Annotated in this window: 22 protein-coding genes and 1 pseudogene; 13 read left to right on the top strand and 10 right to left on the bottom strand. The window is 65.0% G+C overall.

The genetic code is table 11. The annotated features are described in order from the left end of the window. Nucleotides 1-231: 231 nt before the first annotated feature. From RAD16_RS14660 to RAD16_RS14640, 5 genes are all read left to right on the top strand, one after another. On the top strand, nucleotides 232-753 hold the full coding sequence (locus RAD16_RS14660; RefSeq protein WP_458158596.1) for a hypothetical protein: 522 nt from the start codon (nucleotides 232-234) through the stop codon (nucleotides 751-753). Nucleotides 754-954: 201 nt separating this feature from the next. Then, entirely contained in the window at nucleotides 955-1080 is a 126-nt protein-coding gene (locus RAD16_RS14655) for a hypothetical protein (protein ID WP_458158595.1), read from the top strand. Nucleotides 1081-1104: 24 nt separating this feature from the next. Continuing rightward, nucleotides 1105-1695 carry an SCO family protein gene (locus RAD16_RS14650; RefSeq protein WP_458158594.1) on the top strand — a complete coding sequence of 197 codons (591 nt, stop codon included), beginning with the start codon at nucleotides 1105-1107 and terminating at the stop codon, nucleotides 1693-1695. A gap of 123 nt (nucleotides 1696-1818) precedes the next feature. Further along, complete coding sequence (locus RAD16_RS14645; RefSeq protein ID WP_458158829.1) at nucleotides 1819-2781, top strand: transporter substrate-binding domain-containing protein; 963 nt, start codon at nucleotides 1819-1821, stop codon at nucleotides 2779-2781. Between the two features lie 181 nt (nucleotides 2782-2962). Beyond that, on the top strand, nucleotides 2963-4606 hold the full coding sequence (locus RAD16_RS14640; protein ID WP_458158593.1) for a lysine--tRNA ligase: 1644 nt from the start codon (nucleotides 2963-2965) through the stop codon (nucleotides 4604-4606). A 38-nt stretch (nucleotides 4607-4644) separates the two neighbouring features. On the opposite strand, the gene RAD16_RS14635 is transcribed toward RAD16_RS14640, so the two are convergent. Next, nucleotides 4645-5580, bottom strand: coding sequence for an AraC family transcriptional regulator (locus tag RAD16_RS14635; protein ID WP_458158592.1), 936 nt, complete (start codon nucleotides 5578-5580; stop codon nucleotides 4645-4647). Between the two features lie 191 nt (nucleotides 5581-5771). Between RAD16_RS14635 and RAD16_RS14630 the strand changes: the two are divergent. Beyond that, nucleotides 5772-6757 (top strand): annotated as a pseudogene (locus RAD16_RS14630) (SDR family oxidoreductase). Between the two features lie 13 nt (nucleotides 6758-6770). On the opposite strand, the gene RAD16_RS14625 reads toward RAD16_RS14630, so the two are convergent. Both RAD16_RS14625 and RAD16_RS14620 read right to left on the bottom strand, forming a co-directional pair. Then, the gene (locus tag RAD16_RS14625; protein ID WP_458158591.1) at nucleotides 6771-7523 is read right to left on the bottom strand and encodes a carbonic anhydrase; all 753 of its coding nucleotides are present in this window, start codon (nucleotides 7521-7523) and stop codon (nucleotides 6771-6773) included. Between the two features lie 127 nt (nucleotides 7524-7650). After that, nucleotides 7651-8304, bottom strand: coding sequence for a S24 family peptidase (locus RAD16_RS14620; protein ID WP_458158590.1), 654 nt, complete (start codon nucleotides 8302-8304; stop codon nucleotides 7651-7653). 292 nt (nucleotides 8305-8596) lie between these two features. Between RAD16_RS14620 and RAD16_RS14615 the strand changes: the two genes are divergently transcribed. Continuing rightward, nucleotides 8597-8941, top strand: a complete 345-nt coding sequence (locus tag RAD16_RS14615; RefSeq protein ID WP_458158828.1) for a DUF952 domain-containing protein — start codon at nucleotides 8597-8599, stop codon at nucleotides 8939-8941. Continuing rightward, nucleotides 8938-10035 carry a quinone-dependent dihydroorotate dehydrogenase gene (locus RAD16_RS14610; protein WP_458158589.1) on the top strand — a complete coding sequence of 366 codons (1098 nt, stop codon included), beginning with the start codon at nucleotides 8938-8940 and terminating at the stop codon, nucleotides 10033-10035. Before RAD16_RS14615 ends, RAD16_RS14610 begins: the two co-directional genes overlap by 4 nt. Before the next feature lie 101 nt (nucleotides 10036-10136). On the opposite strand, the gene RAD16_RS14605 is transcribed toward RAD16_RS14610, so the two are convergent. The 5 genes from RAD16_RS14605 to RAD16_RS14585 form a co-directional block, all read right to left on the bottom strand. Further along, entirely contained in the window at nucleotides 10137-11462 is a 1326-nt protein-coding gene (locus tag RAD16_RS14605) for an MATE family efflux transporter (RefSeq protein ID WP_458158588.1), read from the bottom strand. Nucleotide 11463: 1 nt separating this feature from the next. After that, on the bottom strand, nucleotides 11464-12198 hold the full coding sequence (locus RAD16_RS14600; protein WP_458158587.1) for an MBL fold metallo-hydrolase: 735 nt from the start codon (nucleotides 12196-12198) through the stop codon (nucleotides 11464-11466). A gap of 31 nt (nucleotides 12199-12229) precedes the next feature. After that, nucleotides 12230-12532: a DUF6460 domain-containing protein gene (locus tag RAD16_RS14595; RefSeq protein WP_458158586.1), complete on the bottom strand. Its 303-nt coding sequence runs from the start codon at nucleotides 12530-12532 to the stop codon at nucleotides 12230-12232. 75 nt (nucleotides 12533-12607) lie between these two features. Beyond that, complete coding sequence (locus RAD16_RS14590) at nucleotides 12608-14512, bottom strand: ATP-dependent DNA ligase (protein WP_458158585.1); 1905 nt, start codon at nucleotides 14510-14512, stop codon at nucleotides 12608-12610. After that, the gene (locus RAD16_RS14585; RefSeq protein ID WP_458158584.1) at nucleotides 14509-15546 is read right to left on the bottom strand and encodes a ligase-associated DNA damage response exonuclease; all 1038 of its coding nucleotides are present in this window, start codon (nucleotides 15544-15546) and stop codon (nucleotides 14509-14511) included. Before RAD16_RS14585 ends, RAD16_RS14590 begins: the two co-directional genes overlap by 4 nt. Nucleotides 15547-15611: 65 nt before the next feature. On the opposite strand from RAD16_RS14585, the gene RAD16_RS14580 reads away from it, so the two are divergent. From RAD16_RS14580 to RAD16_RS14560, 5 genes are all read left to right on the top strand, one after another. Continuing rightward, nucleotides 15612-16538 carry a methyltransferase domain-containing protein gene (locus RAD16_RS14580; RefSeq protein ID WP_458158583.1) on the top strand — a complete coding sequence of 309 codons (927 nt, stop codon included), beginning with the start codon at nucleotides 15612-15614 and terminating at the stop codon, nucleotides 16536-16538. A 115-nt stretch (nucleotides 16539-16653) separates the two neighbouring features. Further along, nucleotides 16654-17883 (top strand): ABC transporter substrate-binding protein, encoded by a 1230-nt coding sequence (locus RAD16_RS14575; RefSeq protein ID WP_458158582.1) that lies wholly within the window; start codon nucleotides 16654-16656, stop codon nucleotides 17881-17883. Nucleotides 17884-18084: 201 nt separating this feature from the next. Beyond that, complete coding sequence (locus RAD16_RS14570) at nucleotides 18085-20649, top strand: ligase-associated DNA damage response DEXH box helicase (protein ID WP_458158581.1); 2565 nt, start codon at nucleotides 18085-18087, stop codon at nucleotides 20647-20649. 53 nt (nucleotides 20650-20702) lie between these two features. Beyond that, nucleotides 20703-21374, top strand: a complete 672-nt coding sequence (gene pdeM, locus RAD16_RS14565) for a ligase-associated DNA damage response endonuclease PdeM (RefSeq protein ID WP_458158580.1) — start codon at nucleotides 20703-20705, stop codon at nucleotides 21372-21374. Between the two features lie 342 nt (nucleotides 21375-21716). After that, entirely contained in the window at nucleotides 21717-22148 is a 432-nt protein-coding gene (locus RAD16_RS14560; protein ID WP_458158579.1) for a hypothetical protein, read from the top strand. Between the two features lie 147 nt (nucleotides 22149-22295). Here RAD16_RS14560 and RAD16_RS14555 read toward each other — a convergent pair whose 3' ends face one another. After that, a complete protein-coding gene (locus RAD16_RS14555; RefSeq protein WP_458158578.1) occupies nucleotides 22296-23078 on the bottom strand; it encodes a DUF2865 domain-containing protein in 783 nt (260 codons plus the stop codon). 163 nt (nucleotides 23079-23241) lie between these two features. Next, nucleotides 23242-23805, bottom strand: coding sequence for an orotate phosphoribosyltransferase (gene pyrE / locus RAD16_RS14550; protein ID WP_018647906.1), 564 nt, complete (start codon nucleotides 23803-23805; stop codon nucleotides 23242-23244). Nucleotides 23806-23919: the final 114 nt, after the last annotated feature.

Below are 23919 nucleotides of genomic sequence, written 5' to 3'. Positions count from 1 at the left end.
CCCCTGTAGTTGCCCGGATTGAAGCCGGCGGTTGCAGATGAGATCAAGGGCATGCGTAAGAGTCCGTTAACTTGTTCCACTTCGGGACCGGGTGCAGCGCGCCGGCAACACTAACTTTGAATTTGTTTTGAGCGGGTCGGTGCGCCTAGACAAAACCACAGAGTCGACGGACGCTAGCATTCGACTTGCATCACCTGACAAACGGATTCGAATTCGACTGGGGCGGGGGACATGAAGGTTCTGACGGGGTTGCTCGCGTTGGTGCTCTTGCTCGCGGGTATGGGGGCTTCTCACGCAGTGGTTCGGATCGCGGATGACCGCGGCGGCCGGATCGGAACCTACGTCGACAGGTACCAGGACCTGCGCCAGTCCGGTGATACCGTCATCATCGATGGGCTCTGCGCCTCGGCCTGCACCATCGTCCTCGGCGCCATCCCGCGCGACCGCATCTGCGTGACCTCGCATGCGACGCTGGGTTTCCACGCCGCCTGGGATTTCGGCTCGAACGGCCGCGCCGTCACCAATCCCGAAGCGACCCAGATGCTCTATGCGATGTATCCCTCGCAGGTGAAGCGCTGGATCAACCAGCGCGGCGGCCTCACGCCGCACATGCTGTTCCTGAAGGGCAAGCAGCTCCAGGCGATGTACAAGCCCTGCTACCTGGACGCGCAGGCCTCGGCCAGCCGACCGCCGCGCCGGCCTCTCCCGCAAGCGGAAGAGCTGGAGTCCGCCCGGGGGCAGCTGCTGCACTGATATCATCGACGCGCCCGGTTCCCGGGAAGGTGTTCCTTGGCTCGCCGCGGCGCTTGCCCGGGCGCGGACCAGTGCCTATTTGAATAGCAAGGAAACCAGCAAGGAAGCCGGGCCTTCGCCCCGATCGTTGTCATGGCTCAACCGCTGCACCCCGCAAGTCCTGTATCGGACAATTCGTCCACTGCCGGCCGGATCTCGTCCATGCTGGTGTTGGCAGGCGCGGGTGCTGGCGGGCTCGTCGTGATGGCCGCGTTCGCACTGTGGTTCCACTACGGCACCCAAGTGTTCTTCGAAATGATCAGGACCGGTTTTTCCGCCTGCTTCTGATCCGCGACAGGAAGTTTTCCGCTCATGAGCTCCACCACCCGTCCGCTGGTGATCGCGACCGCCTTCGCCGCAAGCCTCGCTGTCGGGCTGCTGATCCTGTTCTGGGCCATGGGCGGCGTCAGCAAGGTGGCGCAGCCGGCCGCGATCGGCGGGCCGTTCCAGCTCACCGACCAGAACGGCAAGGCTGTCACTGACAAGAACCTGAAGGGCAAGCCGACCCTGATCTTCTTCGGCTACACCCACTGTCCCGACGTCTGCCCGACCTCGCTGTTCGAGATCTCGGAAGTGCTGCGCGCGATGGGCAGGGACGCCGACAAGGTCAATGCCGTCTTCATCTCGGTCGATCCGGAGCGCGACACGCCGGCGACGATGAAGGACTATCTGTCGAGCTTCGACCCCCATCTCGAAGGCCTCAGCGGCGATCCCGCCGAGACCACCAAGGTGATCACCTCTTACCGGGTCTACGCCAAGAAGGTCCCGGCCAAGGATGGCGACTACACCATGGACCACACCGCGCTGATCTATCTGATGGACCGCGACGGCCGCTTCGTCTCGCCGTTCAATTTGAAGCGGACCCCGGAAGAGGCCGCGGCGGATTTGAAGCGGTATCTCTAGGGGCGCCTCTCCCGCTTGGGGGAGGGGGCGCACCTTCACCCTGGCTGCAATCGGCGCTCGCGTTCCCGGCCGGATGGTCTATAAGGCCCTCCGATCCCAATGAAATTCGTTCATTTCCGGCCGATGGCTCCATCGCAACAGGCGAAATCGTCCAAATCAGCCCGTGGCTTGCTGACGGCGCTGGCCGTCGGCGTCTGCCTGCTCGCGGCTCTGCCCGCCGCCGAGGCCCAGGCCCCGGCCAAGCAGCCCCCGGCGGCTCCCCAAGAGACGCAAAACGGGACGCCGACAGCCACGCCGCAAACCGTGCCCCAGGTGGCGGCTCCGCAGGCCGTGCCCGGCTTCTGGGACCCGCGGCGCCGGCCGGAGCGGCCGGACCTGTCGCGCCTGACCGTGATCCGTTTCCTGACCGAGACCGACTATCCGCCGTTCAACTACACCGGCGCCGACGGCAACCCGGCCGGCTTCAACGTCGATCTCGCACGCAGCTTGTGCGAGGAGATCAAGGTGACCTGCACGGTGCAGATGCGCCGCTTCGAGACGCTGGTGGACGCGCTCACCTCGAACCGGGGCGATGCCATCATCGCCTCGATGGCGGTGAGCCCGCAGCTCCGCGCCCGGGTCGATTTCACCGATCCCTATTACCGCGTGCCGGCGCGCTTCGCCTCGCGCAAGGACGCGGTGATGCCGGAGATCAGGCCGGAATATCTCGAGGGCAAGAAGGTCGGGGTCATCGCCGGCTCGGCGCATGAAGCCTACCTCAAGGCGATGTTCACCGACGCCGAGCTGCACCCCTATCCCAACGACGATGCGCTGCGCACCGCGCTCCGCAAAGGCGAGGTCGACTTCATCTTCGGCGATGCCATCTCGCTGGCGTTCTGGATCAACGGCACCGATTCCGGCGATTGCTGCGCCTTCTCCGGCGGCCCCTTCGTCGAGAGTCGCTTCTTCGGCGAGGGCATCGGCATCGCCGTGCGCAAGGGCAACGACGTGCTGCGCCAGGCCCTGAACTGGGCCCTGTTCCGCGTCTGGGAAAAAGGCCGCTACACCGATCTGTGGCTGCGGTATTTCTCGGTGAGCCCGTTCTAGATTTCTCGCTGCCCCTCCATCGTCATTGCGAGGAGCGCAGCGACGAAGCAATCCAGACTGTTTCCGCGGAAAGATTCTGGATTGCTTCGCTTCGCTCGCAATGACGGTGGAGGCGGCGGCGTCGCCCCACAAAATTGCATTCTGCCCGGAAATCGCTATTTTCCGCGGCCCGGAGGCCCTGATGTCCGTTATCGATCTTGCCGCGAACCCGAGCGACCTGCGCGCGCTCGCCGAACAATCCAACGCCTGGCCGTTCGAGCAGGCGAAGGCCATTGTCGCGCGGCTGAAGAAAAACCCGAAGGACGAGGTGCTGTTCGAGACCGGCTACGGTCCGTCCGGCCTGCCGCATATCGGCACGTTCGGCGAGGTTGCGCGCACCTCGATGGTGCGGCATGCGTTCCGCGTGCTGACCGAGGACAAGATCAAGACGCGCCTGCTGGCGTTCTCCGACGACATGGACGGCTTCCGCAAGGTGCCGGACAACGTGCCGAACAAGGATCTGCTCGCGCAATATCTGGGCCGTCCGCTCACGGCCGTGCCCGATCCCTTCTCGAACGAATATCCCTCGTTCGGCGACGCCAACAATGCGCGCCTGCGCGCCTTCCTCGATCATTTCGGCTTCGACTACGAGTTCGCGAGCTCGACGGTTTACTACAAGTCCGGCCGCTTCGATGCGACCTTGCTGAAGATGCTCGCCGCCTATGATCAGATCATGGCGATCATCCTGCCGACGCTCGGACCCGATCGCCGCGCGACCTATTCGCCGTTCCTCCCCATCAGCAAGACCACCGGTGTGGTGCTGCAGGTGCCGATGATCCGCCGTGACGTCGCCGCCGGCACCGTGACCTATGTCGATCCCGACAGTGGCGAGGAAGTCGAAACACCCGTCACCGGCGGCAATGTCAAATGCCAGTGGAAGGCCGACTGGGCGATGCGCTGGGTCGCGCTCGGCGTCGACTACGAGATGGCCGGCAAGGATCTGATCGATTCCGTGAAGCTCTCGGGTGCGATTGCCAAGGCGCTCGGCGCAACGCCGCCGGAAGGTTTCAACTACGAGCTCTTCCTCGATGAGAAGGGCCAGAAGATCTCGAAGTCGAAGGGCAACGGCCTCACCATCGACGAGTGGCTGCGCTATGCCTCGCCGGAATCGCTGTCGCTGTTCATGTATCGCGAGCCGAAGGCGGCCAAGCGGCTGTATTTCGACGTCATCCCGCGCAACGTCGACGACTACCAGCAGTTCATCGACGGCTTTGCCAGGCAGGATGGCAAGCAACAGCTCGGCAATCCGGTCTGGCATATCCATACCGGCAAGCCGCCGCAGGGCGACATGCCCGTCACGTTCCAGCTCCTGCTGACGCTGGTGTCGTCGTCGAACGCGGAGAATGCCGAGACGCTGTGGGGCTTCATCGGCCGCTATCGGCCCGGCGTGAGCCCGCAGACGCATCCCAAGCTCGATGCGATGGTCGGCTACGCCATCAACTATTACCGCGACTTCGTCGCGCCGACGAAGCAGTTCCGCGTGCCCACGGACACCGAGCGCGCCGCGTTGCAGGATCTGCGCGATGCGCTGTCGCAGTTGCCGCAGGACGCCTCGGCCGAGGACATCCAGAACGTCGTCTACGAGATCGGCCGCCGCGAACCGTTCCTCGACCAGGTCAAGAAGGGCAAGGACGGCCGCCCCGGCGTCACGCTCGATTGGTTCAACATGCTGTACCAGGTGCTGCTCGGCCAGGAGAAGGGCCCGCGCTTCGGCTCCTTCGTCGCCGTGTATGGCGTGCAGAACGCGGTCAACATGATCGACGGCGCGCTGGCGCGGAGTGCGTGAGAAAACTGTAGCCCGGATTGCGCTACGCTCCATCCGGGCTACGGAGCTGTCGTCAGCCCCGAACGCCGCGCCGCATCGCGACAGGCCCTCGGCGACTGGCCGGTGACGCGCTTGAATGCGTTGCTGAACGCGCTCTCCGAGCCGTAACCGAGCGATCGCGCAATCGCCGCCACGGGCGTCCTCTCTTCGTGCAGGGCTCGCTCGGCGAGCCGCATGCGCCATTCCGTGAGATAGGTCAGCGGCGCAACGCCTGCAACCGCGCGAAAGCGTTCGGCGAAGGTCGTGCGGGACATCGCGGCTGCCCTGGCAAGTTCCTCGAGATGCCATGAGCGACTGGGCTCGCCATGCATCAAGCGCAGCGCCGGCGCGAGATGCGGATCGGCCATCACGCGCAGCCAGCCGGCCGGCATGACATCGCGTGTTTCAAGGTGAGCACGCAGGATCTCGATGAAGAGAAGCTGCATGAGTTGCGCCGAGGCGATCTTTGACCCGGGTAAGCCCGCAGCCTGTTCTTCAACGATGCGGTCGAGCAGCCAGCGGAAAATCATTGCGGTGGACGGCTTCGGCCGCACATGAATCCAGATCGGAAGCACGTCCGCGAGCAACCGTCGTCCCGCCTGATCGAAATCGACGTGACCGGCGATATAGGCGAATTCACTGCCGTCGCCGATGGTCGCCATCGTCCGGCCGCCCGCGAAAAGATCCTCTCCCTTGACCGGAGCGACGTCCGGATCGCTCGCAAGAACCACAGAGTGCGGTTCGACGAGGAGACCTATGTCTCCGTTTTCGAACCAGATTGATTGATCCTCGCCATCGAACTGGCCGCAGCAGCGCCCCTTCACGACAGCGAAGAACTGGATTCTCTCGCGCGCCGGAAACCGGATCGCCCAAGGCCCGCCGGCCGTGAAGCCGCCGGTCAACAGGGCGGTGACGTTTGCCAGCCTGAGAATGTCTGAAAGGGGATCGGTGTCCATTTCCGGACTATTGAGTAAGAATATTGGACTTTCAAGCATTCAAAATCCGGATGCTCGTGGCCATTTCAGGGTTGCTCGCGGACTGCAATCGGTCCGGACCAAGCGCGCTGCGCGACCAGACTGGAGATCAAGCCGTGCCCGATCAAATCGTCCTCGTTACCGGAGGGACCGGATTCATCGCGCAGCATTGCATGCTGGCGCTGCTGAATGCCGGATATCGGGTGCGGACCACAATTCGTTCAATGACGCGGGAAGCGGAGGTGCGCGCCAACCTCAGGGCTGGCGGAGCTGATCCCGGTGATCGCCTTTCATTCGTAGTCGCCGACCTCACCGCTGACCAGGGTTGGGCAGAGGCTGCTGCCGGCTGCACCTATGTGCTGCACGGCGCGTCGCCGACGCCTTCGGGCGACCAGGTGCGAAAGGAGGACTGGGTCAGGCCCGCTGTCGAAGGAAATCTGCGGGTCTTGCGCGCCGCGCGCGCCGCCGGCGTCAAGCGCGTCGTGCTGACGTCGGCATTCGGCGCCATTGGAGTCGGGCACAAGCCGAACCACCGGCGTCCGTTCAATGAAACCGATTGGAGCGATCTGACCGGCAACGTCGCGCCGTATCAGAAATCCAAGACGCTCTCCGAGCGCGCAGCGTGGGATTTTGTTGCGAAGGAAGGACGCGGGCTCGAACTGTCAGCCGTCAATCCGGTCGCCGTTCTCGGGCCAGCCCTCGGCGCCGACTACTCGCATTCGATCCGGCTCATCAAAACGCTCATGGACGGACAGCCGGGATGCCCAAAGGTCAATTCCGGCTTTGTCGATGTGCGCGACGTCGCGGATCTGCATCTTCGCGCCATGGTCGATCCCGCGGCGAACGGCGAACGCTTTCTCGCAATCTCAGGCGAAAGCATGTGGATGGTGGAGGTCGCAAAAGTGCTGCGTCAGCGCGTGGGGACGGCGGCCAGCAAGGTACCTGCGCGGGAGTTGCCCAATTGGTTGATGCGTCTGCTCGCGCTCACGATCCGGCGATCAAGGGAATGGTGCCGTTGCTTGGCGTCAACATGAATGCGACGAGCGAGAAGGCAACGCGTCTGCTCGGCTGGTCGCCGAGAACGAGAGAGGACTCCATCGTTGCGACTGCCGAAAGCCTGATCCGGCTTGGTCTGCTCGCTTCGGCGAGCAGACCTTAAACCAGAGCGCAGCTCAGATCGAGCGCAGCACGTAACGGCGGTTGTCCTTCTGCACCGGGCGCGCGTTCATCGGATAGAGCTTTGCGAACGCGGCGACGTCGGCGGCCGACACCTGGATCGGGGCGGTCAGCAGCAGCCATTCCACCACTTCCGAGCAGGGCGGCGTGGTCAACGAGCCGGGATAGCGGAAGTAGCTGAGTGTGTGCGGCAGCATGGCGTGGGGATCGATGCCCGCGTCGGCCTTCACGGCGGGGCCTTCCGCGGCCGGCATGGTCTTGACGATCCTGCTGAAGGCTGCGTTCGGCCTGCCTTCCGTCATCAGCACGCCGACCACGGCGAGCCCGCCGGCCTCGTTGCGGTGGACGAAATGCGCCTCCATCGGAAAATTCTTGCCGCCGATCATGTGCTCGCTCGGCCGGTGGAAATGCACCTGAAGCAGCTTGTATTTGACGTCGCCGAGCGTGAGCGTGCTGCCCTCGGCGAAGTTGAGCTGGATCGTATGCCCGTTGTTGACGATGGTGTCGGCGCTCTTGCCCCAGCGCAGCTTCAGCGCGGGCAATTGCGATTTTACGGCCGACTCGATGTCGATCGGGGATTGCTGCAGGCCGACGGCGCAGGCCTTGTTGGCCGCGTCGAGATCGCCCCATTTGGCTGGCGCACCGGCACCTTCATAGCTCCAGTGCACGCCTTCGGCGGCGAAGCCCGGCTTGCACACCGGACATAGCGCGAGACCCGCGAGCGCTTTCAATGCGTGACGGCGATTCATCATATTCCCCCTCAGATGAATTCGATTGGCAATGCGCGCGCAACCTAGGCGAGAGGGATAGTGAGTCGCAATGGCGATCGTGCGCCGGACGTCGCGCGAACGGTGTCATGGTCCGGTCGCGACGCGATCACTGGCTCGCCCACACGATCCGCGCGATCCAGCCGACGTCGCTCGCCGCCAGCGTACGCTCGGTCTGCGATGGATCGAGCGGCTGCAATTCCAGCACCTTGGCCGTCCGGCGTTTCAGCGTCGCGACCGTCACCTCGCCCGTTCTGGTTTTCACGACCACGCGATCTCCCTTGCGGACCGGTGCACCGGGTGAGACCAGGATGACGCTGCCGTCGCGATAGATCGGCGCGAATGCGTCGCCGGACATCTCCAGCGCAAAGCTGTGATGGTCCTCGGCGGTCGGCAGCGCGAATTCCGTCCAGCCCTTGCCGGATGGCAAGCCGGCCTCGTCGAATGCGCCGCTGATGCCCGCCTGTTCCAGGCCGAGCAGCGGCACGGAGCGGTTGTCGGTGGAATCGTCGCTGATCAGCCCGGCGAAGATGTCGAGCGAGGCGCCGGTTGCCGCCAGCGCTTTTGCGATCGATTCGGTGGATGGCCAGCGCTCGCGGCCGTCGGGCGTCACGCGCTTGGATCTGTTGAAGGTGGTCGGGTCGAGCCCGGCCCGCTTGGCAAGGCCTGATGGTGACAGGCCGGCACGCTCCGCCAGCCGATCCAGTGCGACCCAGATCTGGTCGTGAGTCAGTATCCTCTGCGCTTTGGCCTGTTTGACCATGGAAGGTCCAGCCCGTCGCAACTCAGGAAAACTGTCCTCAAATCAACCGGTTTTTCGCTTTTGGCGCAAGGGGCGACGGGAACGGCGTTGTCAGGCGGAGCGGATACCGCCTCGCGCAGGGAAACTGCGTCAAAACAGGAATTTGGAGCCCGGCTTCGATTTCGTCGGAATGGACATGGCTCTGGGTCTTGAGTTCGGAGGGGGCGGCCTTTACGGTCGCGCCGGGTTTCTGGGACCCGCAACAGTCGAAAAAACCCAAAAGACTCAAAGAGCAAACAGGGCTGCGGTAGCGGTGGTCAAGATCTACAAAATCTGTCCGGCCTCGGCCTGGCGCGAGGCGGAGCGGCAGGGCGTGTACCAGGGCAGCGCGGACGATGCGCGCGACGGTTTCATCCATTTCTCGACCGCTGCCCAGGTTCCCGAGACCCTGCGAAAGCATTATTTCGGCCAGCGCGCGCTGTTCCTTGTCGAGGTCGACGCCGATGCGCTCGGCAGCGAGCTACGCTGGGAGCGCTCGCGCAATGAAGAGCTGTTCCCGCATCTCTATGGCGAGCTCGATCTCGGCGCAGTGCTCGCGGTGATGAATCTCAACATACGCTCCGATGGTGGGCACGACACACCGGAGCTTGCCCCGTGATTCGCGCTTTCGACGCCTTCTCGCTGCCGGTGCTGCGCTGGCTCGATCCGGAGGATGCCCATCGCCTCGCGATCCAGGGCCTGCGCTTCCTGCCGCCGGTCAAGCCGCGCACCGATGATCCCAAGCTCGCGGTGCGCGCCTTCGGGCTCAACTTTCCCAACCCGATCGGCATGGCCGCCGGCTTCGACAAGAGTGCGGAGGTGCCGGACGCACTGCTGCGGCTCGGCTTCGGCTTCGTCGAGATCGGCTCGGTGACGCCAAGGCCGCAGGCCGGCAATCCGCGGCCGCGGCTGTTTCGCCTCGAGCGCGACGAAGCCGTCATCAACCGCATGGGTTTCAACAATGACGGCGCGGAGGTCGCGCTGCGCCGGCTCGCCGCGCGCGCGCAGCATGGCGGCATCGTCGGCGTCAATGTCGGCGCCAACAAGGATTCGCCGGACCGCGTCGCCGATTACGTCAAGCTGATCGAGACCTTTGCGCCGGTCGCGAGCTATTTCACCGTCAACGTCTCCTCGCCGAACACGCCGGGCCTGCGCAACCTGCAGGAAGGCGCACTGCTCGACGATCTCCTCGCCAGGGTGATCGATGCGCGCGAGCATGTCAGGCAGAAGGCCGGCGATACGCCGGTGCTGCTCAAGATCGCGCCGGACTTGAGCCTCGCCCAGCTCGACGATGTCGTCCAAGTCGCGCGCGCGCGCCGGGTCGACGGCATGATCGTGTCGAACACGACGATCGCGCGGCCGAGCACGCTGCGCGAGGAGATGCGGGCGAAGGAGCAGGGCGGCCTGTCCGGCCGGCCGCTGTTCCGCCTGTCGACGCGCATGGTCGCGGAGACCTATGTGCGCGTCGAGGGTGCGTTCCCGCTGATCGGCGTCGGCGGCGTCGATTCCGGCGGTGCGGCGCTGACGAAGATCCGGGCGGGCGCGAGCCTGATCCAGCTCTATTCGTCGCTGGTCTACAAGGGTCTCGGCCTCGTCGACGAGATCAAGCGCGACCTCACCTCGACGCTGCTGCGTACGGGGCGGGATTCGCTCTCCGAGATCGTCGGTGCGGATGCCGCGACGCTGACGGCGGAAGACTGGCCGGGGATGTAAGAAGGTCTCGTAGCCCGGATGGAGCGCAGCGCAATCCGGGATTCGATCGGCGGGCATGAGGGCCCCGGATTACGCTACGCTCCATCCGGGCTACGACTCTTCTATGACTTCGAGAACGTCGCCCGGTACAGCGCCGGATACCGCGCGCCCTGCAGGCCGCCGCGCGCGATGTAGAACGCGATCAGCGCGCACCAGAGCCCGGCATTGCCGAACGATTGCAGCGCCAGCCAGATACCGAAGAAGATCGTAAGCGAAGCCAGCATCAGATTGCGCATCTCGCGCGCCCAGGTGGCGCCGACATAGATGCCGTCGAAGCCGAAGGCGAACACGCCGGGGATGGGCGCGAGCACGATGAACGGCAGGAATTCGCGCGCGGCGCGACGGACGTTCTCGCTCGCCGTCATGAAATTGATGATATCAGGCCCGAACAGCGCGAACAGCACCGCGACGACCAGCGCGAAGCCGAGGCCCCACAGCAGCACCAGCCGGGTCGAATCGGCAAAACCCCTGGCGTCGCGCGCGCCAAAGGTGCGGCCGCAGAGCTGTTGGGCTGCGTTGGCGAGGCCGTCGAGAAAGAAGGCGCTGACCAGCAGAAAGTTGTTGAGCACGGAGTTCGCGGCGAGCGTAACGTCGCCGGCGCGCGCGCCCTTGGCAGTGAAGAACAGGAAGACCGCGATCAGCGCCGCGGTGCGGATCAGGATGTCGGTGTTCACCGCCAGCAGCCGCATCAGTTTTTCGCGGTCGAACAGCGTCGCGCGCGGCACTTTGAAGCCGCCCGCGGCATTGCGCCGGCAGACGATGACGCCGAGCACGAAGCCGATGCTCTCCGACAGCAGCGCGGCGATCGCCGCGCCCGCGATGCCGGTGTCGTAGACCAGTACCAGCAGAATCGTCGCCGCCATGTTGACGAGGTTGATGACGACCTGGAGCGCGAGCGCCGGATTGGCGCGGGCCTGGCCGACCAGCCAACCGAGGATGACATAATTGGCGAAGGCGAATGGCGAGGACCAGATCCGGATCATGAAATAGGTTTTTGCCGCATGGGTGACGCCCTCGCTGCCGCCCATCAGGTCGAACAGTGCGGCGGCGAGCGGCAATTGCAGCACGATCAGGGCCGCGCCGATCAGGCCGGCGACGATGAAGCCGCGCACCAGGACCACGGTCTGCTCGCGCGTTTCGCCGGCGCCGAGCGCCTGTGCGGTGAAGGCGAGCGTGCTCATGCGCAGGAAGCCGAACAGCCAGAACAGGCAGTCGAAGATCACGGAGGCCATCGCGACGCCGCCGAGCAGGGCGGCATCGTCGAGCCGGCCGATCGCGGTGGTCGAGACCACACCGATCAGCGGCGTCGTCAGGTTCGCGACCATCGCGGGACCGGCGATGGCGAACACCTGGCGGGAGCCGATCTTGAGGGGTACGGGCGCGTGCATGTCAGAACACGAGCACCATGCCGTCTTCGGCGGCGAGATGGTCGATCTCATCCAGGCGCGTCAGCACGTCGTCGCTCATATGAGTGAGGACGAGGCGTTTCGCGCCGATGACTGGCAGATGCTGTTCCAAGGTCTTCAGGCTGAGATGGTTCTTGACCACCTTCTCGTACATATAGGCTTCCGCAATGAAAAGGTCCGCGCCATGCGCCAGCGGAATGAGTGCCTCCGTCCATTCGGTGTCGGCGCTGTAGGCGAGCGTACGGCCCTCGGCTTCGACGCGATAGGCCAGGAACGGCCCGCCGGAATCGCCGTGTATGACAGGGTAAGGGGTCACATTCACCGCGCCGAATGTGCGGCTTTGCTCCGGGGCGAGCGCGATGATGTCGAGCTCGAAGCGCTGCCTGGTCCTGGAGGAATGCTCGAACAGCGCCTCCATCACCTGTGTCAGCCGCGTCTCGATGCCTTCGGGGCCGGCGATCGTCAGCGGCTTTGTCCGCTTCGAGAATTGCGCGTCGAGCAGAAAGAACGGCAGGCCGGCGAAATGGTCGCCGTGGAAATGCGTGATGAGGATGAGATCGATCTCGTTGCGGTTGATCTCGAGCCGCTTCAGCGCCGGCAGGGCCGACGCCCCGCAATCGATCAGGAAGTTGGTCTCGCGCCCCGAGACATGGAAGCAGGTGTTGAGCCTGCCGCCGGAGCCGAAGGCGTCACCGCAGCCGACAAAGCGTAGTTGCATCGGCTGCGGGCTCCCTGAGTATGATCCGGGCTTAGCGGCGCGGCGCGCCAAACACGCGCGAGAGCAACCAGATCGGGATCACGATGACAGCGCCAAGCAGGAAGTAGCGCCACAGCCAGTTCACGGCATCGAAGCCGAGATCCCAGAGCCGCTGGAACAGCAGGCGGATGCTGTAGATGATATTCCATGGATCGAAGCCGATCGCGGCGAGCACGACGCCGACCAGGATCGAGAGCAGGACCAGGCGAAACGCGACCGCCAGCGGCGAGCCACCGAGAAAGCGGTTCAGCCCATCGCTGCGGCCGGCCGGCAAATCTCTGACGTCTTGGGCCATCTCAAAAAACTCCTCGCGGGGATTCGCCCCGATTATAAGTCACGGCGGGGCACATGGGGAACCCGCTGAGATGCGTCAATGGCTGTCGGCGGACGCCGCAACCTTAATTGTTGGTAGGGATTCGTCCGCTTTCAGCATTTTTTCCAGTGTTTCCAGCCGGTCGGCCTCCCGCGGCGGCTTGTCCCAGCGCAGGCGGCTGATGCGGGGAAAGCGCATCGCGACGCCGGATTTGTGCCGCGGCGAGCGCTGCAGGCCCTCGAACGCCACCTCCAGCACCAGGCCCTTGTCGCTCTCGTGCACGACGTGGCGAACGGGGCCGAACTTTTCCGTGGTGTTGCGGCGGACGAAGCGGTCGATCTGCAGCAGTTCCTCGTCGGTGAAGCCGAAATAGGCCTTTCCCACCGGCACCAACTCCTCGCCGCTCTCGGTCTCGGTCCAGACGCCAAAGGTGTAGTCGGAATAGTAGGACGAGCGCTTGCCGTGGCCGCGCTGCGCATACATCAGCACGGCGTCGATGATGTGCGGATCGCGCTTCCATTTCCACCACTGGCCCTTCGGCCGGCCCGGCAGATAAGGCGCATCGCGCCGTTTCAGCATCACGCCCTCGACCGCGTCGGCATCCTCGCCCGCGCCTGCGCTTGCCGGATCGGCGCGCGCCGCGGTTAGCGTATCCCAGCTTGCGAAGGGAACGGTCGGCGACAGATCGATGTGGGGATCGTCGAGTTTCTGGACGAAGCTCTTTAGCCGCTCGCGCCGTTCCGCGAACGGCAGCTCGCGCAGATCGTTCTCGTCGTCGCCGAGCAGGTCGTAGGCGCGCAGATGGATCGGAAACTCCTTGATCAGCTTGGGCGAGACGACCTTGCGGTTCAGACGCTGCTGCAGGACGTTGAAGCTTTGCACGCGGCCTTCGCGCAGAATCAGCAACTCGCCATCGATTGCACCAGGCAGCCGCAGCGACGGCACGAGATCCGGAAAGCTCCCCGTGATGTCCTCGCCGGTGCGCGAATAGAGTCGCGCGATGATGTGCCCGTGGTCGTCGCGCCCTGCGACCGCCTGCACGCGGATGCCGTCCCATTTCCATTCGGCGACGTAATCAGCGGGATCGAGGCTCGCGAAATCGCCGTCCTCGATCGCATGCGCCAACATCACCGGGCGGAACGGTGCGGGATCGCGATTGACCGGTTTTTCGGCGCGGCCCTCCAGCCAGGCGAACAGATCGAGATACGGCGGCGCAAGCCCTGGCCAGATCAGCTCGACCTCGTGAGGGTCCTTGTCACCCAGTGCAGCCGCGGCAGTCTTCGCCAGCCGCGCGGAGATGCCGATGCGTAGCGCGCCGGTGACGAGCTTCAGCAGCGCCCAGCGGCCGGTCTCATCCAACTCGTCGAGCCAGCGTTCGAGCTGCTTTGGCAGCTCGGTCTTGCCGAGCGTGCGGAGCGTGGTGACGACCTCGGTGAGGGTGGGGGGCGGTGGGTTGTTGTGGTTGCTTGGGTGGGCGGACTCATTGGCATCTCGCCCGCGGTCCCGCTCTCCCTGACCCTCCCCCGCAAGGGGGGAGGGGACGGAGAGGGTGGTGCGTCCATCACTCGCTAAATCGATCTCGGCTGCCGAGCCCGTCTGCCGCGGCATGCGCAACTGCGCTCCCTCCCCCCTTGCGGGGGAGGGCGGGGGAGAGGGGTGGCTCGGAAAAGACTCGTTGGTAACGAGCATCCGCCTCGGCCACATCAGCGCGACCGTCTCCGAGAGATCGCCGACGTAATCGTAACTCAATCCGAACAGCACCTCGTCAGTGCGCGACGCGATGAGATCGCGGATCAACGCCGGCTTGGCGTGCTTGAAGCTCAGCGCGCCCGTCAGCGCGGCCAGCGCATAGCCGCGGTCGGGATCGCCGATCTCGCGAAAATAACTGGTGATCAGCCGCAGCTTGTTGTTGCGGCCGGGCTCGTAGGCGAGGCGGTCCAAGAGTTCGGCGAAGCGGTTCATGCCTCGGCCTCGTCTTGAAGCGGCGTCTCGGTTTCCTCCTCATCGCCATAGCCGACGAGATCGAGCGGCTGCGCCCGCAGGCCTTTACTCCGGCACCAATGCACCAGCGCATCTTCCTGGCCGTGCGTGACCCAGATCTCGCCGGCGCCGGTCGCTGCGATGGTCGCGGTGAGACCGTCCCAGTCGGCGTGATCGGAGATCACCAGCGGCAGCTCGACGCCGCGCTGTCGCGCGCGGGCGCGCACGCGCATCCAGCCTGAGGCGAATGCGGTGACGGGATCGGGAAAACGTCGCGTCCAGAGATCGGAGGTGGCCGAGGGCGGCGCCAGCGTGATGGTGCCGGCCAGCGCCGCCTTCTTCACGCCCATCACGGGCCTGAGTTCGCCGAGCGCGATGCCGCGGCTCTGATAATACTCGGTGATCGTCTCCATCGCGCCATGCAGGTAGATCGGCGCGTCATGACCGGCCTGGCGCAGCAGCGCGATCACGCGCTGTGCCTTGCCGAGCGAATAGGCGCCGACGAGGTGCGCGCGCTCCGGAAACAGCGCCACGGACGCCAGCAGCTTCTTCACCTCGTCCGCGGCATCGCCGTGCCGGAACACCGGCAGGCCGAACGTGGCCTCGGTAATGAAGACGTCGCAGGGCACCAGCTCGAACGGCGCGCAGGTCGGGTCGGGTGCATCCTTATAGTCGCCGGAAGCGACGATGCAGGTATCCTTGCACGTCACCGCGATCTGCGCCGAGCCCAGCACGTGGCCGGCCGGGTGGAATTTGACGGTGACGTCGCCGAGCCGGATTTCCTCGCCATAGCGGATGACTTGCGTCGATCCGGCAAAATTCTCGCCATAGCGCAGCCGCATCATGTCGAGCGTTTCCTGCGTCGCCAGCACGGCCCCATGGCCGGCGCGAGCATGGTCGGAATGGCCGTGGGTGATCACGGCCCGCTCCACCGGGCGGACAGGATCGATGTGGAAGCCGCCGGGCTTGCAGCACAGGCCGTCAGCAGTTGGCAGCAGGATGTCTTGCGGGCGCATGCCTGCTATATAGGTCGCGTCACTGCATCTTCGAGTCATCCACCCGCTTCGCTTCCTGGTTCCCGATGCCCCTCCGCCTGTTTCTGACCTCCGGCGATCTCATGGCCGACCGCCGTTTCGAGTTCGCGCGCGACCTCCAGCTCAAGGGCGACCTGCCCGCCGCTGCCGACCTGATCGAGCAGGCGATCGAGCTCGCGCCCAACTTTACCTCGGCCTGGTTCACTCTCGGCGAGATCCGTCAGCAGCTCGGTGAGCGTGACAAGGCGATCGAAGCCTTCCGCAAGGCGCGCGATTCCGACCCGGAGGACCAGCACGGCGCCGGCCTGCATCTCATGCGGCTCGGCGGCGCAGAGATGGCGGAAATGCCCAAGGCCTATGTGCAGGCGCTGTTCGATCAATACGCGCCGCGCTTCGAGCACGCGCTGATCAACGATCTCGGTTATCGCGCGCCCGCGCTGATCTTCAAGGCAGTGCTGGCCGCGCGCGTCGCCGCGAAGAAGCCGACCTTCTTCAAGCGCACCATCGATCTCGGTTGCGGCACTGGCCTCGCCGCCGCCGCCTTCGCGAAACAGGTCGATCATTTCATCGGCATCGATCTGTCGCCCGGCATGATCAAGGAAGCGCGCGCCACCGAGCTTTATGCCGAGCTCGAAGTCGCCGACATGATCGAGGGCCTGCGCAGCAAGGCTGATGCGAGCGCGAACCTCGTCGTCGCCGCGGATGCGTTCGTCTATCTCTCCGATCTCGCGCCGGTACTGACCGAGGCGAAGCGCGTGCTCGCATCCGGCGGTGTGCTCGCCTTCACGCTGGAGACGCATGACGGCAGCGGCATCGTGCTCGGCGAAGGTCTGCGCTATGCCCATTCGGCGGAATATGTCCGCGGCGCCATTGCGAGGGCCGGACTCAAGCTGCTGACGCTGGAGCCGGCCTCGCCGCGCAACGAGAACAACGAGCCGGTGCGCGGCCTTGTCGTCGTCGCTGAGAAAACTTGAGTCTAGGCGCTAAACACCCTTTAATTAAGCGTCATTGCGTCGCAAAGCGACGACTTCCTACTTGCGAGCCGTGCTGCCTTCCCAGCACAATGCGCGCACTAGGGAGAAACAAATAATGGCCAGGAATCCATCGCGGCGCGACTTCAGCGCCAGCGCGCTCGCTACCATCGCTGCATCCACTCTGCCCGCGCCGTATGTCTGGGCCGCGGAGAAGAAATATGATGCGGGCGCCAGCGACACCGAGATCAAGATCGGACAGACCGTGCCGCATTCCGGTCCCGGCTCGCTCTATGGTGTGCTCGGCCGCATCGGCGAAGCCTATTTCCAGATGCTGAACGAGAAGGGCGGCATCAACGGACGCAAGGTCAAGTTCCTGACCATGGACGATGCCTACAGCGCGCCGAAATGCGTCGAGGCGACGCGGCGCCTGGTCGAGCAGGAGGAGGTGCTCGCGCTGTACGGCTCGCTCGGCACCGCGCCGCAGACCTCCGTGCACAAATACCTGAACTCCAAGGGCGTGCCGCAGCTGCTGCTCAACACCGGCGCGTCGAAGTGGAATAACCCGAAAGAGTTCAAGTGGACGATGGCGGGCCTGCCGCTCTATCCGACCGAGGCGCGCATCCTGGCGCGGCACGTCGTTGCCGTGAAGCCGAATGCGAAGATCGGCATCCTCTACCAGAACGACGATTTCGGCCGCGACTTCCTCGGTCCGTTTAAGAAAGTGCTGGCGGATGCTGGCGGCACCGCGCAGGTGATCATGGAGCAGACCTACGATCTCACCGATCCGACGGTCGATTCCCAGCTCATCAATCTCTCCAAATCGGGCGCCGACGTCTTCTACAACATCACCACCGGCAAGGCGACGTCGCAGTCGATCCGCAAAGTCGCCGAACTCGGCTGGAAGCCGCTGCAGCTTCTGTCGGCGGGCTCGACCGGCCGCTCGATCCTCAATGCCGCGGGCCTGGAGAACGCCACCGGCATCGTCGCCATCCGCTACAACAAGGAAGTCGGCTTGCCCAAATGGGAGAAGGACCCCGACGTGATGGCGTTCGAGGAACTGCGCAAGAAGTACATGCCGGCGATCGACCCCGACAACACCATCGCCTTTGCCGGCTACGGCCAGGCGGTGACCATGGGCGAGATCCTGCGCCGCTGCGGCGACGAGCTCACCCGCGCCAACGTGCTGAAGCAGGCGTCCAACCTCAAGGGCTTCCACTCGCCCTATTTCCTCGACGGCGTCACCTACGACTATACGCCCGAGGACTACACGCCGATGAAGACGCTCTTCATCTCCACCTTCAGCGGCAAGGATTGGGACATCTCCGACAAGCCGATGTCGGAGTAAGGGGCTCGACGCTGCCTCTTTCTCTCTCCCCGCTTGCGGGGAGAGGGTAGGGTGAGGGGGAGTCTCCGCGGAGACGGTGACAGTTGCCCTCGCGGAGGCTCCCCTTCATCCGTCGCTTCGCGGCGGCCTCTCCCCGCAAGCGGGGCGAGGCGAAGAGCCCACCCCTCGACGAACCCGCCCGCACGGCTTACCTGTGATGCCGTGCCGCCCCGCATCCTCAAAATATCGGCCGAGCCGGCCGCGCTGCTGCCCGACCGCTTCCAGGCGTGGTTTGCGGCCCGCGGCTGGTCGCCGCGCGAGCATCAGCTCGCGCTGCTGGAGAAGGCGCGCGAGGATCGTTCGGCCCTTTTGATTGCGCCCACCGGCGCCGGCAAGACGCTGGCGGGGTTTCTGCCGACGCTGGTGGAGCTGAGTTCTGCACCGGCATCACCCGCGAAGTCCGTGGTTTCCACCGGCCGCGCCGTGCAGCGCAGCGGCGGTCTGCACACGCTCTACATCTCCCCGCTCAAGGCGCTCGCCGTCGACATCGCCCGCAACCTCGAGCGTCCCATCGCCGAGATGGCCCTCCCGATCAAGGTCGAGACCCGCACCGGCGACACGCCGGTGTCGCGGCGCCAGCGGCAGCGGCGCTATCCGCCGGACATCTTGCTGACGACGCCGGAGCAGCTCGCGCTGCTGCTGTCCTCCGACGACGCGCCGTTCCTGTTCTCCTCCCTGAAACGCATTGTGCTCGACGAGCTGCATGCGCTGGTGACGTCCAAGCGCGGCGATCTCTTGTCGCTTGGGCTGGCGCGGCTGTGGCGGCTGGCGCCGCAGATACGCGCGATCGGCCTGTCGGCGACCGTGGCCGAGCCGGACCAGCTCGCGCGCTTCCTGGTGCCGCAGCCGGGTGGCAACGAAGCCGCTGCCGACATCGTCCTCGCCGGCGGCGCGGCGCCGCCGCAGGTCGAGATGCTCGACACGCGCGAGCGGCTGCCCTGGGCCGGCCACGGCGCGCGTCATGCCCTCGCCGAAGTCTACGAGCTGATCAAGCAGAACAAGACCACGCTGGTCTTCGTCAACACCCGCAGCCAGGCCGAGATGCTGTTCCAGGATCTCTGGCGGATGAACGACGATGGCCTTGCCATCGCGCTGCATCACGGCTCGCTCGATGTCGCGCAGCGCCGCAAGGTCGAGGAAGCCATGTCGGCAGGGCGCCTGCGCGGCGTCGTCTGCACCTCCTCGCTCGATCTCGGCATCGACTGGGGTGATGTCGATCTCGTCGTCAATATCGGCGCGCCCAAGGGCTCCTCGCGCCTGATGCAGCGCATCGGCCGCGCCAATCACCGCCTCGATGAAGCCTCGCGCGCGGTGCTGGTGCCCGCGAACCGTTTCGAGGTGCTGGAGTGCCGCGCCGCGATCGATGCCATCGCCGAGAATGCGCAGGACACGCCGCCGCTTCGCACCGGCGCGCTCGACGTGCTGGCCCAGCATGTGCTCGGCTGCGCCTGCGGCGAACCGTTTTTCAACGACGATCTCTACGACGAGGTCCGCACCGCCGCGCCTTACGCAGACCTCGCCCGGCAGGATTTCGACGATGTCGTCGATTTCGTCGCCACCGGCGGCTACGCGCTGAAAACCTATGAGCGCTTCGCCCGCATCAAGCAGGACAAGCAGGACCGCTGGCGCGTCGCCAATCCAAAGGTGCGGCAGAGCTATCGCCTCAATGTCGGCACCATCGTCGAGGAGCCGATGCTGAAGGTGCGGCTGGTGCGGGGGCGCTCCACCGGCAGCGGCGCCACCGGCGCCATTGCGCGCGGCGGCAGGGTGTTGGGTGAGATCGAGGAATATTTCATCGAGGGCCTCACCGCCGGCGACACCTTTGTGTTCGGCGGCGAGGTCGTGCGCTACGAAGCTTTGGCAGAAGACCAGGTCTACGTCTCCCGCGCCAACGACAAGGACCCCAAGGTGCCGTCCTATATGGGCGGCAAGTTTCCGCTCTCGACCTATCTGGCCGAGCGCGTGCGCCGCATTCTCGACGACAAGCGCGCCTGGAATGGCCTGCCCGAGCAGGTGCGTGACTGGCTGTCGCTGCAAAAAGACGTCAGCAGAGTGCCCGGCGTTCGCGAACTCCTGGTCGAGACCTTTCCACGCGGCAACAAGCATTATCTCATCTGCTATCCCTTCGAGGGCCGGCTCGCGCACCAGACGCTCGGCATGCTGCTGACGCGCCGGCTCGAGCGCGCCCGCGCGCGGCCGCTCGGCTTCGTCGCCAATGAATATGCGGTGGCGATCTGGGGGCTCGGCGATGCCTCCTTCATGATCCGCAATGGCGAGCTCGATCTCGATGCGCTGTTCAACCCGGACATGCTGGGCGATGATCTCGAAGCCTGGCTCGCCGAATCCGCGCTGATGAAGCGCACCTTCCGCAATTGTGCGCTGATCTCCGGCCTGATCGAGCGCCGCTTCACCAGCGAGGACAAGAGCCGCCGCCAGGTGCTGTTCTCGACCGACCTCGTCTATGACGTGCTGCGCAAGCACCAGGCCGACCACGTGCTGCTGCGCGCCGCGCGCGCCGATGCCGCCGCCGGCCTGCTCGATCTGCGCCGTCTCGGCGGCATGCTCGCCCGCATCCAGGGCCGCATCACCCATCAGGAACTCGACCACGTCTCCCCGCTCGCCGTCCCCGTAATGCTGGAAATCGGCCGCGAGTCAGTCTATGGCGAAGCTGCAGACGAGCTTTTGGCCGAGGCCGCCGACGAGCTCGTCAAAGAGGCGATGGGATAGAAGCAGGTTTTGACGTGACGTTGGGCGCGCTGATTTCGGGGGATGTCGAGGACATGCGCGTATCCAGGGTCACCATCAGCGATGTGACTTTCGCCGCCGATCTCTCCGGCGCGCTGTACTGGGAAGAGCAACGCCTGCTCGTCGTTTCCGATCTGCATCTGGAAAAGGGCTCCAGCTTCGCCACGCGCGGTGTGCTGCTGCCGCCTTACGACACGCTGGCAACGCTCGGTCGCCTCGCTGCTGTCATCTCCCGCCATGCCCCAAAAACCGTCATCGCACTCGGCGACAGCTTTCACGATCGCACCGCGCATGAGCGACTGTCGGAGGATGATCGCAACGCCGTCGCCGTGCTCCAGGCCGGACGCGACTGGATCTGGATCTCCGGCAATCACGATCCGATGCTGCCGCGCGATCTCGGCGGCACCATCGCGGACGAAGTTGCGATCGGGCCGATCACCTTCCGCCACGAGCCGACCGGTGCGCATGGCGAGATCGCCGGCCATCTGCATCCCAAGGCGCGCGTCTCCGCGCGCGGCCGTTCGATGGAGCGGCGTTGCTTCGCCAGTGATGGAATGCACGCGGTGATGCCGGCCTTCGGCGCCTATGCCGGCGGCCTCAGCATCCGCGACGCGGCCTTTGCAAAAATCTTTCCGAAGAACGGATTTGTCGCGCATCTGCTTGGCGACCGGCGCGTCCACGCCATTGCGGCCTCGCGCTGTTATTGAGGTCCGCCGCGCGCTGAGTCGGCCCAATTGGAACCTTTGCGAGGCGGAAATGGGACAGCACTACGTTCAGTAGTTGTCCGGAATCGCCCAAGTCTGGTGTTGGCTCTAGCCTTGATCCTGCCGGGGCTGGAATTTCTCATCCCGAACAATGATTGTAACCGGCAGGGGGCCGCCGCGAGGCGGCCCCTTTCGATTCCGGCAATTCGCAAATGGGGGCGGCGTGAAGCGTTGTTAACTCTTCGGAACAAATTAAGAACACTTTAGCAAGTCTTTGATATATCATTGTGATTCGGTGCGTTGCCGACACAATATCTAGCGTCTGTCAGACTTTGCGAGGACTACATGTCCACCATTGCCTTCGATCAATTCGCCCTCACCCGGATCGCCGATTTCGCGCGCTCGCTGTCGCGGCTGCACCAGGCGGCGCGGCGCCAGAGGATCGATGACGACCAGTTCGACCGCGAGTTCAACGCGGTGTGCCAGTCGATCTGGGGCTACACCATCGACGACATCAGCGACGAGCTGTTCTCGACCGAGGACCATCTGTTCCTGGACACGCTCGACGAGGCGAATGCGCGCATCTTCGCGGCCGAGCAGGGCTACGACCTCATCGGCGAGGCGGGCATGCTCACCGATTGGTGGGGTTTCTGCTGGATGATCCTGGCCGAGAAGCGTGGCTTGCTGACCGCCGAAAATCGCGCCGCCGCGCGCGCGGCGATCGAGGAGAAGTACATGGCTGCGCCGAATGTGATCGGGGTGATTATCGGGAGATAGCGCGCCATCCTCCGTCATTGCGAGGAGCCTGCGACCAAATTGCGAAGCAATTTTGCGCTGGCGACGAAGCAATCCAGAGTGTCTCCGCGGAGGCATTTCTGGATTGCTTCGCTTCGCTCGCAATGACGACCTGGTTGCAGTTCTGGCTTAATCCAAGCCCGCCCGCTTCGCCGATTTCTGCGCCGTCGTCTTCGGCACCGTCACATCAGGCAGTGCCTCGCGCACGATCTCAGTTGACGCCGGCGCATCCGCTGACACCGTCTCCGCCCGCACCGGCGCGACCTTCATCTCGCCGAGGCGCGCGCGGACCTGCGCGGTGAGGCCGGGATAGGAGGCGACCGGAGTGAACTCCGCGGTCTGGTCGTTGCCGAGGCGAACGCCGGTATAGGCGACGAGACCGTCGCTGGTTGCGATCACGTCGCCGGCCTTCAGCGAGGAGTCGAGCGCGAGATCGACCGGGGCAAGGCCGACCGGCTCGCGGCCGTTGCAGGTGCAGTCCGAGCGCAGCGCCTTGCGATAGGCGAACGCGTTCTCGCTGTCGGCGTAACGCTCGCCGGTCTGTGCATAGGCGCCCTCGATTGAGGAGCCGAAGAAGACCTTGGTCGCGGTGGCGGGACAGAACGCCTGACACATCTGGGCCGGCGAGGCGAGGCCGCGCATCAGCGGAAAATATTTGCCGTCACAGCTGCGCACGCAGAAGGCCGGGCCGGAGCCCCCCGCCGCCGCCGCACGCGTCGGCGGCACATATTGCGGGGTTGCGGCATTCTGCTGGCCGGTGAAGGGATCGGCGTAGGAGTTCGCCTGCTGCGGCACCTCGCGCTGCGGGCGCTGCTGCTGCATGCCGCCGAAGAAGAAGTCGAACAGGCCTTCGGCCGAAGCCGGAGCGGGAGCTGCCAGCAGCGGTGCTGCGAGGGTGGCGGCCACAAGCATCGCGCGACGCCGCCGCCGCGCATGGAACATGATTGTACGCAACGCTTACTCCACCCGACGCTACTGAACCGGCCGGGACCGTCAGGTCTCAGCACATGTTTCACCATAGAGCGGGATGGTAAATGAGCGGTTGAGGCTTCACCTCGCCCCGCTTGCGATGAGATCACGCCTTCAAGAATTCCGACGCCTTGTACAGCGAGCGGAACGGCAACCCGGCCGCACCAAATGTGTCGGTGGCGCCTTCCTCGCGATCGACCATGGTCAGCACCAGCACGACTTCGGCGCCGGTCTCGCGTACGGATTCCACCGCCTTCATCGCCGAGCCGCCCGTTGTGGTGACATCCTCCACGATCACGACGCGCTTGCCGGCAAGCGTCTCGCCTTTGGGCAGGCCCTCGATCGCGAGCTTTGCGCCGTGCTCCTTCGGTTTCTTGCGCACGAAGAAGGCCGCGATCGGATGGCCCTTGATCCAGGAGATTTGCGCCAGCGCGCCGGCGAGCGGCACCGCGCCCATCTCGAGCCCGCCGATGAAATCGAGCTGGTCGTCCTTCAGCGCCTCGTAGGTGAGCTCGGCCAGCAGCGTCGCGCCCTCGGGGTCGAGCATGGTCGGCTTGAGGTTGAAGTAGAAATCGCTCTTGCGGCCCGACGCGAGCGTCACCTCGCCGCGGCCGAAAGAGCGCCGGCGGATGATTTCGAACAGGCGGGCGCGGGAGGCAGATTTCGACACGGCGGTCCCTCGGGAGCGTTCTTGAAGGTGGCGGAATTTATCCGCGACCGCCGCGACATTCCAGAGGGGGCATCTCCCGTCAACAGGGATCGGCCATCCCGGTCCGCCGGTTGT

The organism is Bradyrhizobium sp. 18BD (genome assembly GCF_054185225.1).
Note: the sequence above shows the minus strand (reverse complement) of the source record. Positions and strands in the feature narration are given on the sequence as shown.

Bases quoted from the DNA above. Each gene is read 5' to 3' on its own strand.
- RAD16_RS14575 (WP_458158582.1), top strand. From the start codon at position 16,654: ATGGCCAGGAATCCATCGCGGCGCGACTTCAGCGCCAGCGCGCTCGCT.
- RAD16_RS14595 (WP_458158586.1), bottom strand. From the start codon at position 12,532: ATGGCCCAAGACGTCAGAGATTTGCCGGCCGGCCGCAGCGATGGGCTG.
- RAD16_RS14600 (WP_458158587.1), bottom strand. From the start codon at position 12,198: ATGCAACTACGCTTTGTCGGCTGCGGTGACGCCTTCGGCTCCGGCGGC.
- RAD16_RS14650 (WP_458158594.1), top strand. From the start codon at position 1,105: ATGAGCTCCACCACCCGTCCGCTGGTGATCGCGACCGCCTTCGCCGCA.
- RAD16_RS14555 (WP_458158578.1), bottom strand. From the start codon at position 23,078: ATGCTTGTGGCCGCCACCCTCGCAGCACCGCTGCTGGCAGCTCCCGCT.
- RAD16_RS14635 (WP_458158592.1), bottom strand. From the start codon at position 5,580: ATGGACACCGATCCCCTTTCAGACATTCTCAGGCTGGCAAACGTCACC.
- RAD16_RS14655 (WP_458158595.1), top strand. From the start codon at position 955: ATGCTGGTGTTGGCAGGCGCGGGTGCTGGCGGGCTCGTCGTGATGGCC.
- RAD16_RS14640 (WP_458158593.1), top strand. From the start codon at position 2,963: ATGTCCGTTATCGATCTTGCCGCGAACCCGAGCGACCTGCGCGCGCTC.
- RAD16_RS14560 (WP_458158579.1), top strand. From the start codon at position 21,717: ATGTCCACCATTGCCTTCGATCAATTCGCCCTCACCCGGATCGCCGAT.
- RAD16_RS14605 (WP_458158588.1), bottom strand. From the start codon at position 11,462: ATGCACGCGCCCGTACCCCTCAAGATCGGCTCCCGCCAGGTGTTCGCC.
- pdeM (WP_458158580.1), top strand. From the start codon at position 20,703: ATGCGCGTATCCAGGGTCACCATCAGCGATGTGACTTTCGCCGCCGAT.
- RAD16_RS14585 (WP_458158584.1), bottom strand. From the start codon at position 15,546: ATGCGCCCGCAAGACATCCTGCTGCCAACTGCTGACGGCCTGTGCTGC.
- RAD16_RS14580 (WP_458158583.1), top strand. From the start codon at position 15,612: ATGCCCCTCCGCCTGTTTCTGACCTCCGGCGATCTCATGGCCGACCGC.
- RAD16_RS14660 (WP_458158596.1), top strand. From the start codon at position 232: ATGAAGGTTCTGACGGGGTTGCTCGCGTTGGTGCTCTTGCTCGCGGGT.
- RAD16_RS14625 (WP_458158591.1), bottom strand. From the start codon at position 7,523: ATGAATCGCCGTCACGCATTGAAAGCGCTCGCGGGTCTCGCGCTATGT.
- RAD16_RS14590 (WP_458158585.1), bottom strand. From the start codon at position 14,512: ATGAACCGCTTCGCCGAACTCTTGGACCGCCTCGCCTACGAGCCCGGC.
- RAD16_RS14620 (WP_458158590.1), bottom strand. From the start codon at position 8,304: ATGGTCAAACAGGCCAAAGCGCAGAGGATACTGACTCACGACCAGATC.
- RAD16_RS14645 (WP_458158829.1), top strand. From the start codon at position 1,819: ATGGCTCCATCGCAACAGGCGAAATCGTCCAAATCAGCCCGTGGCTTG.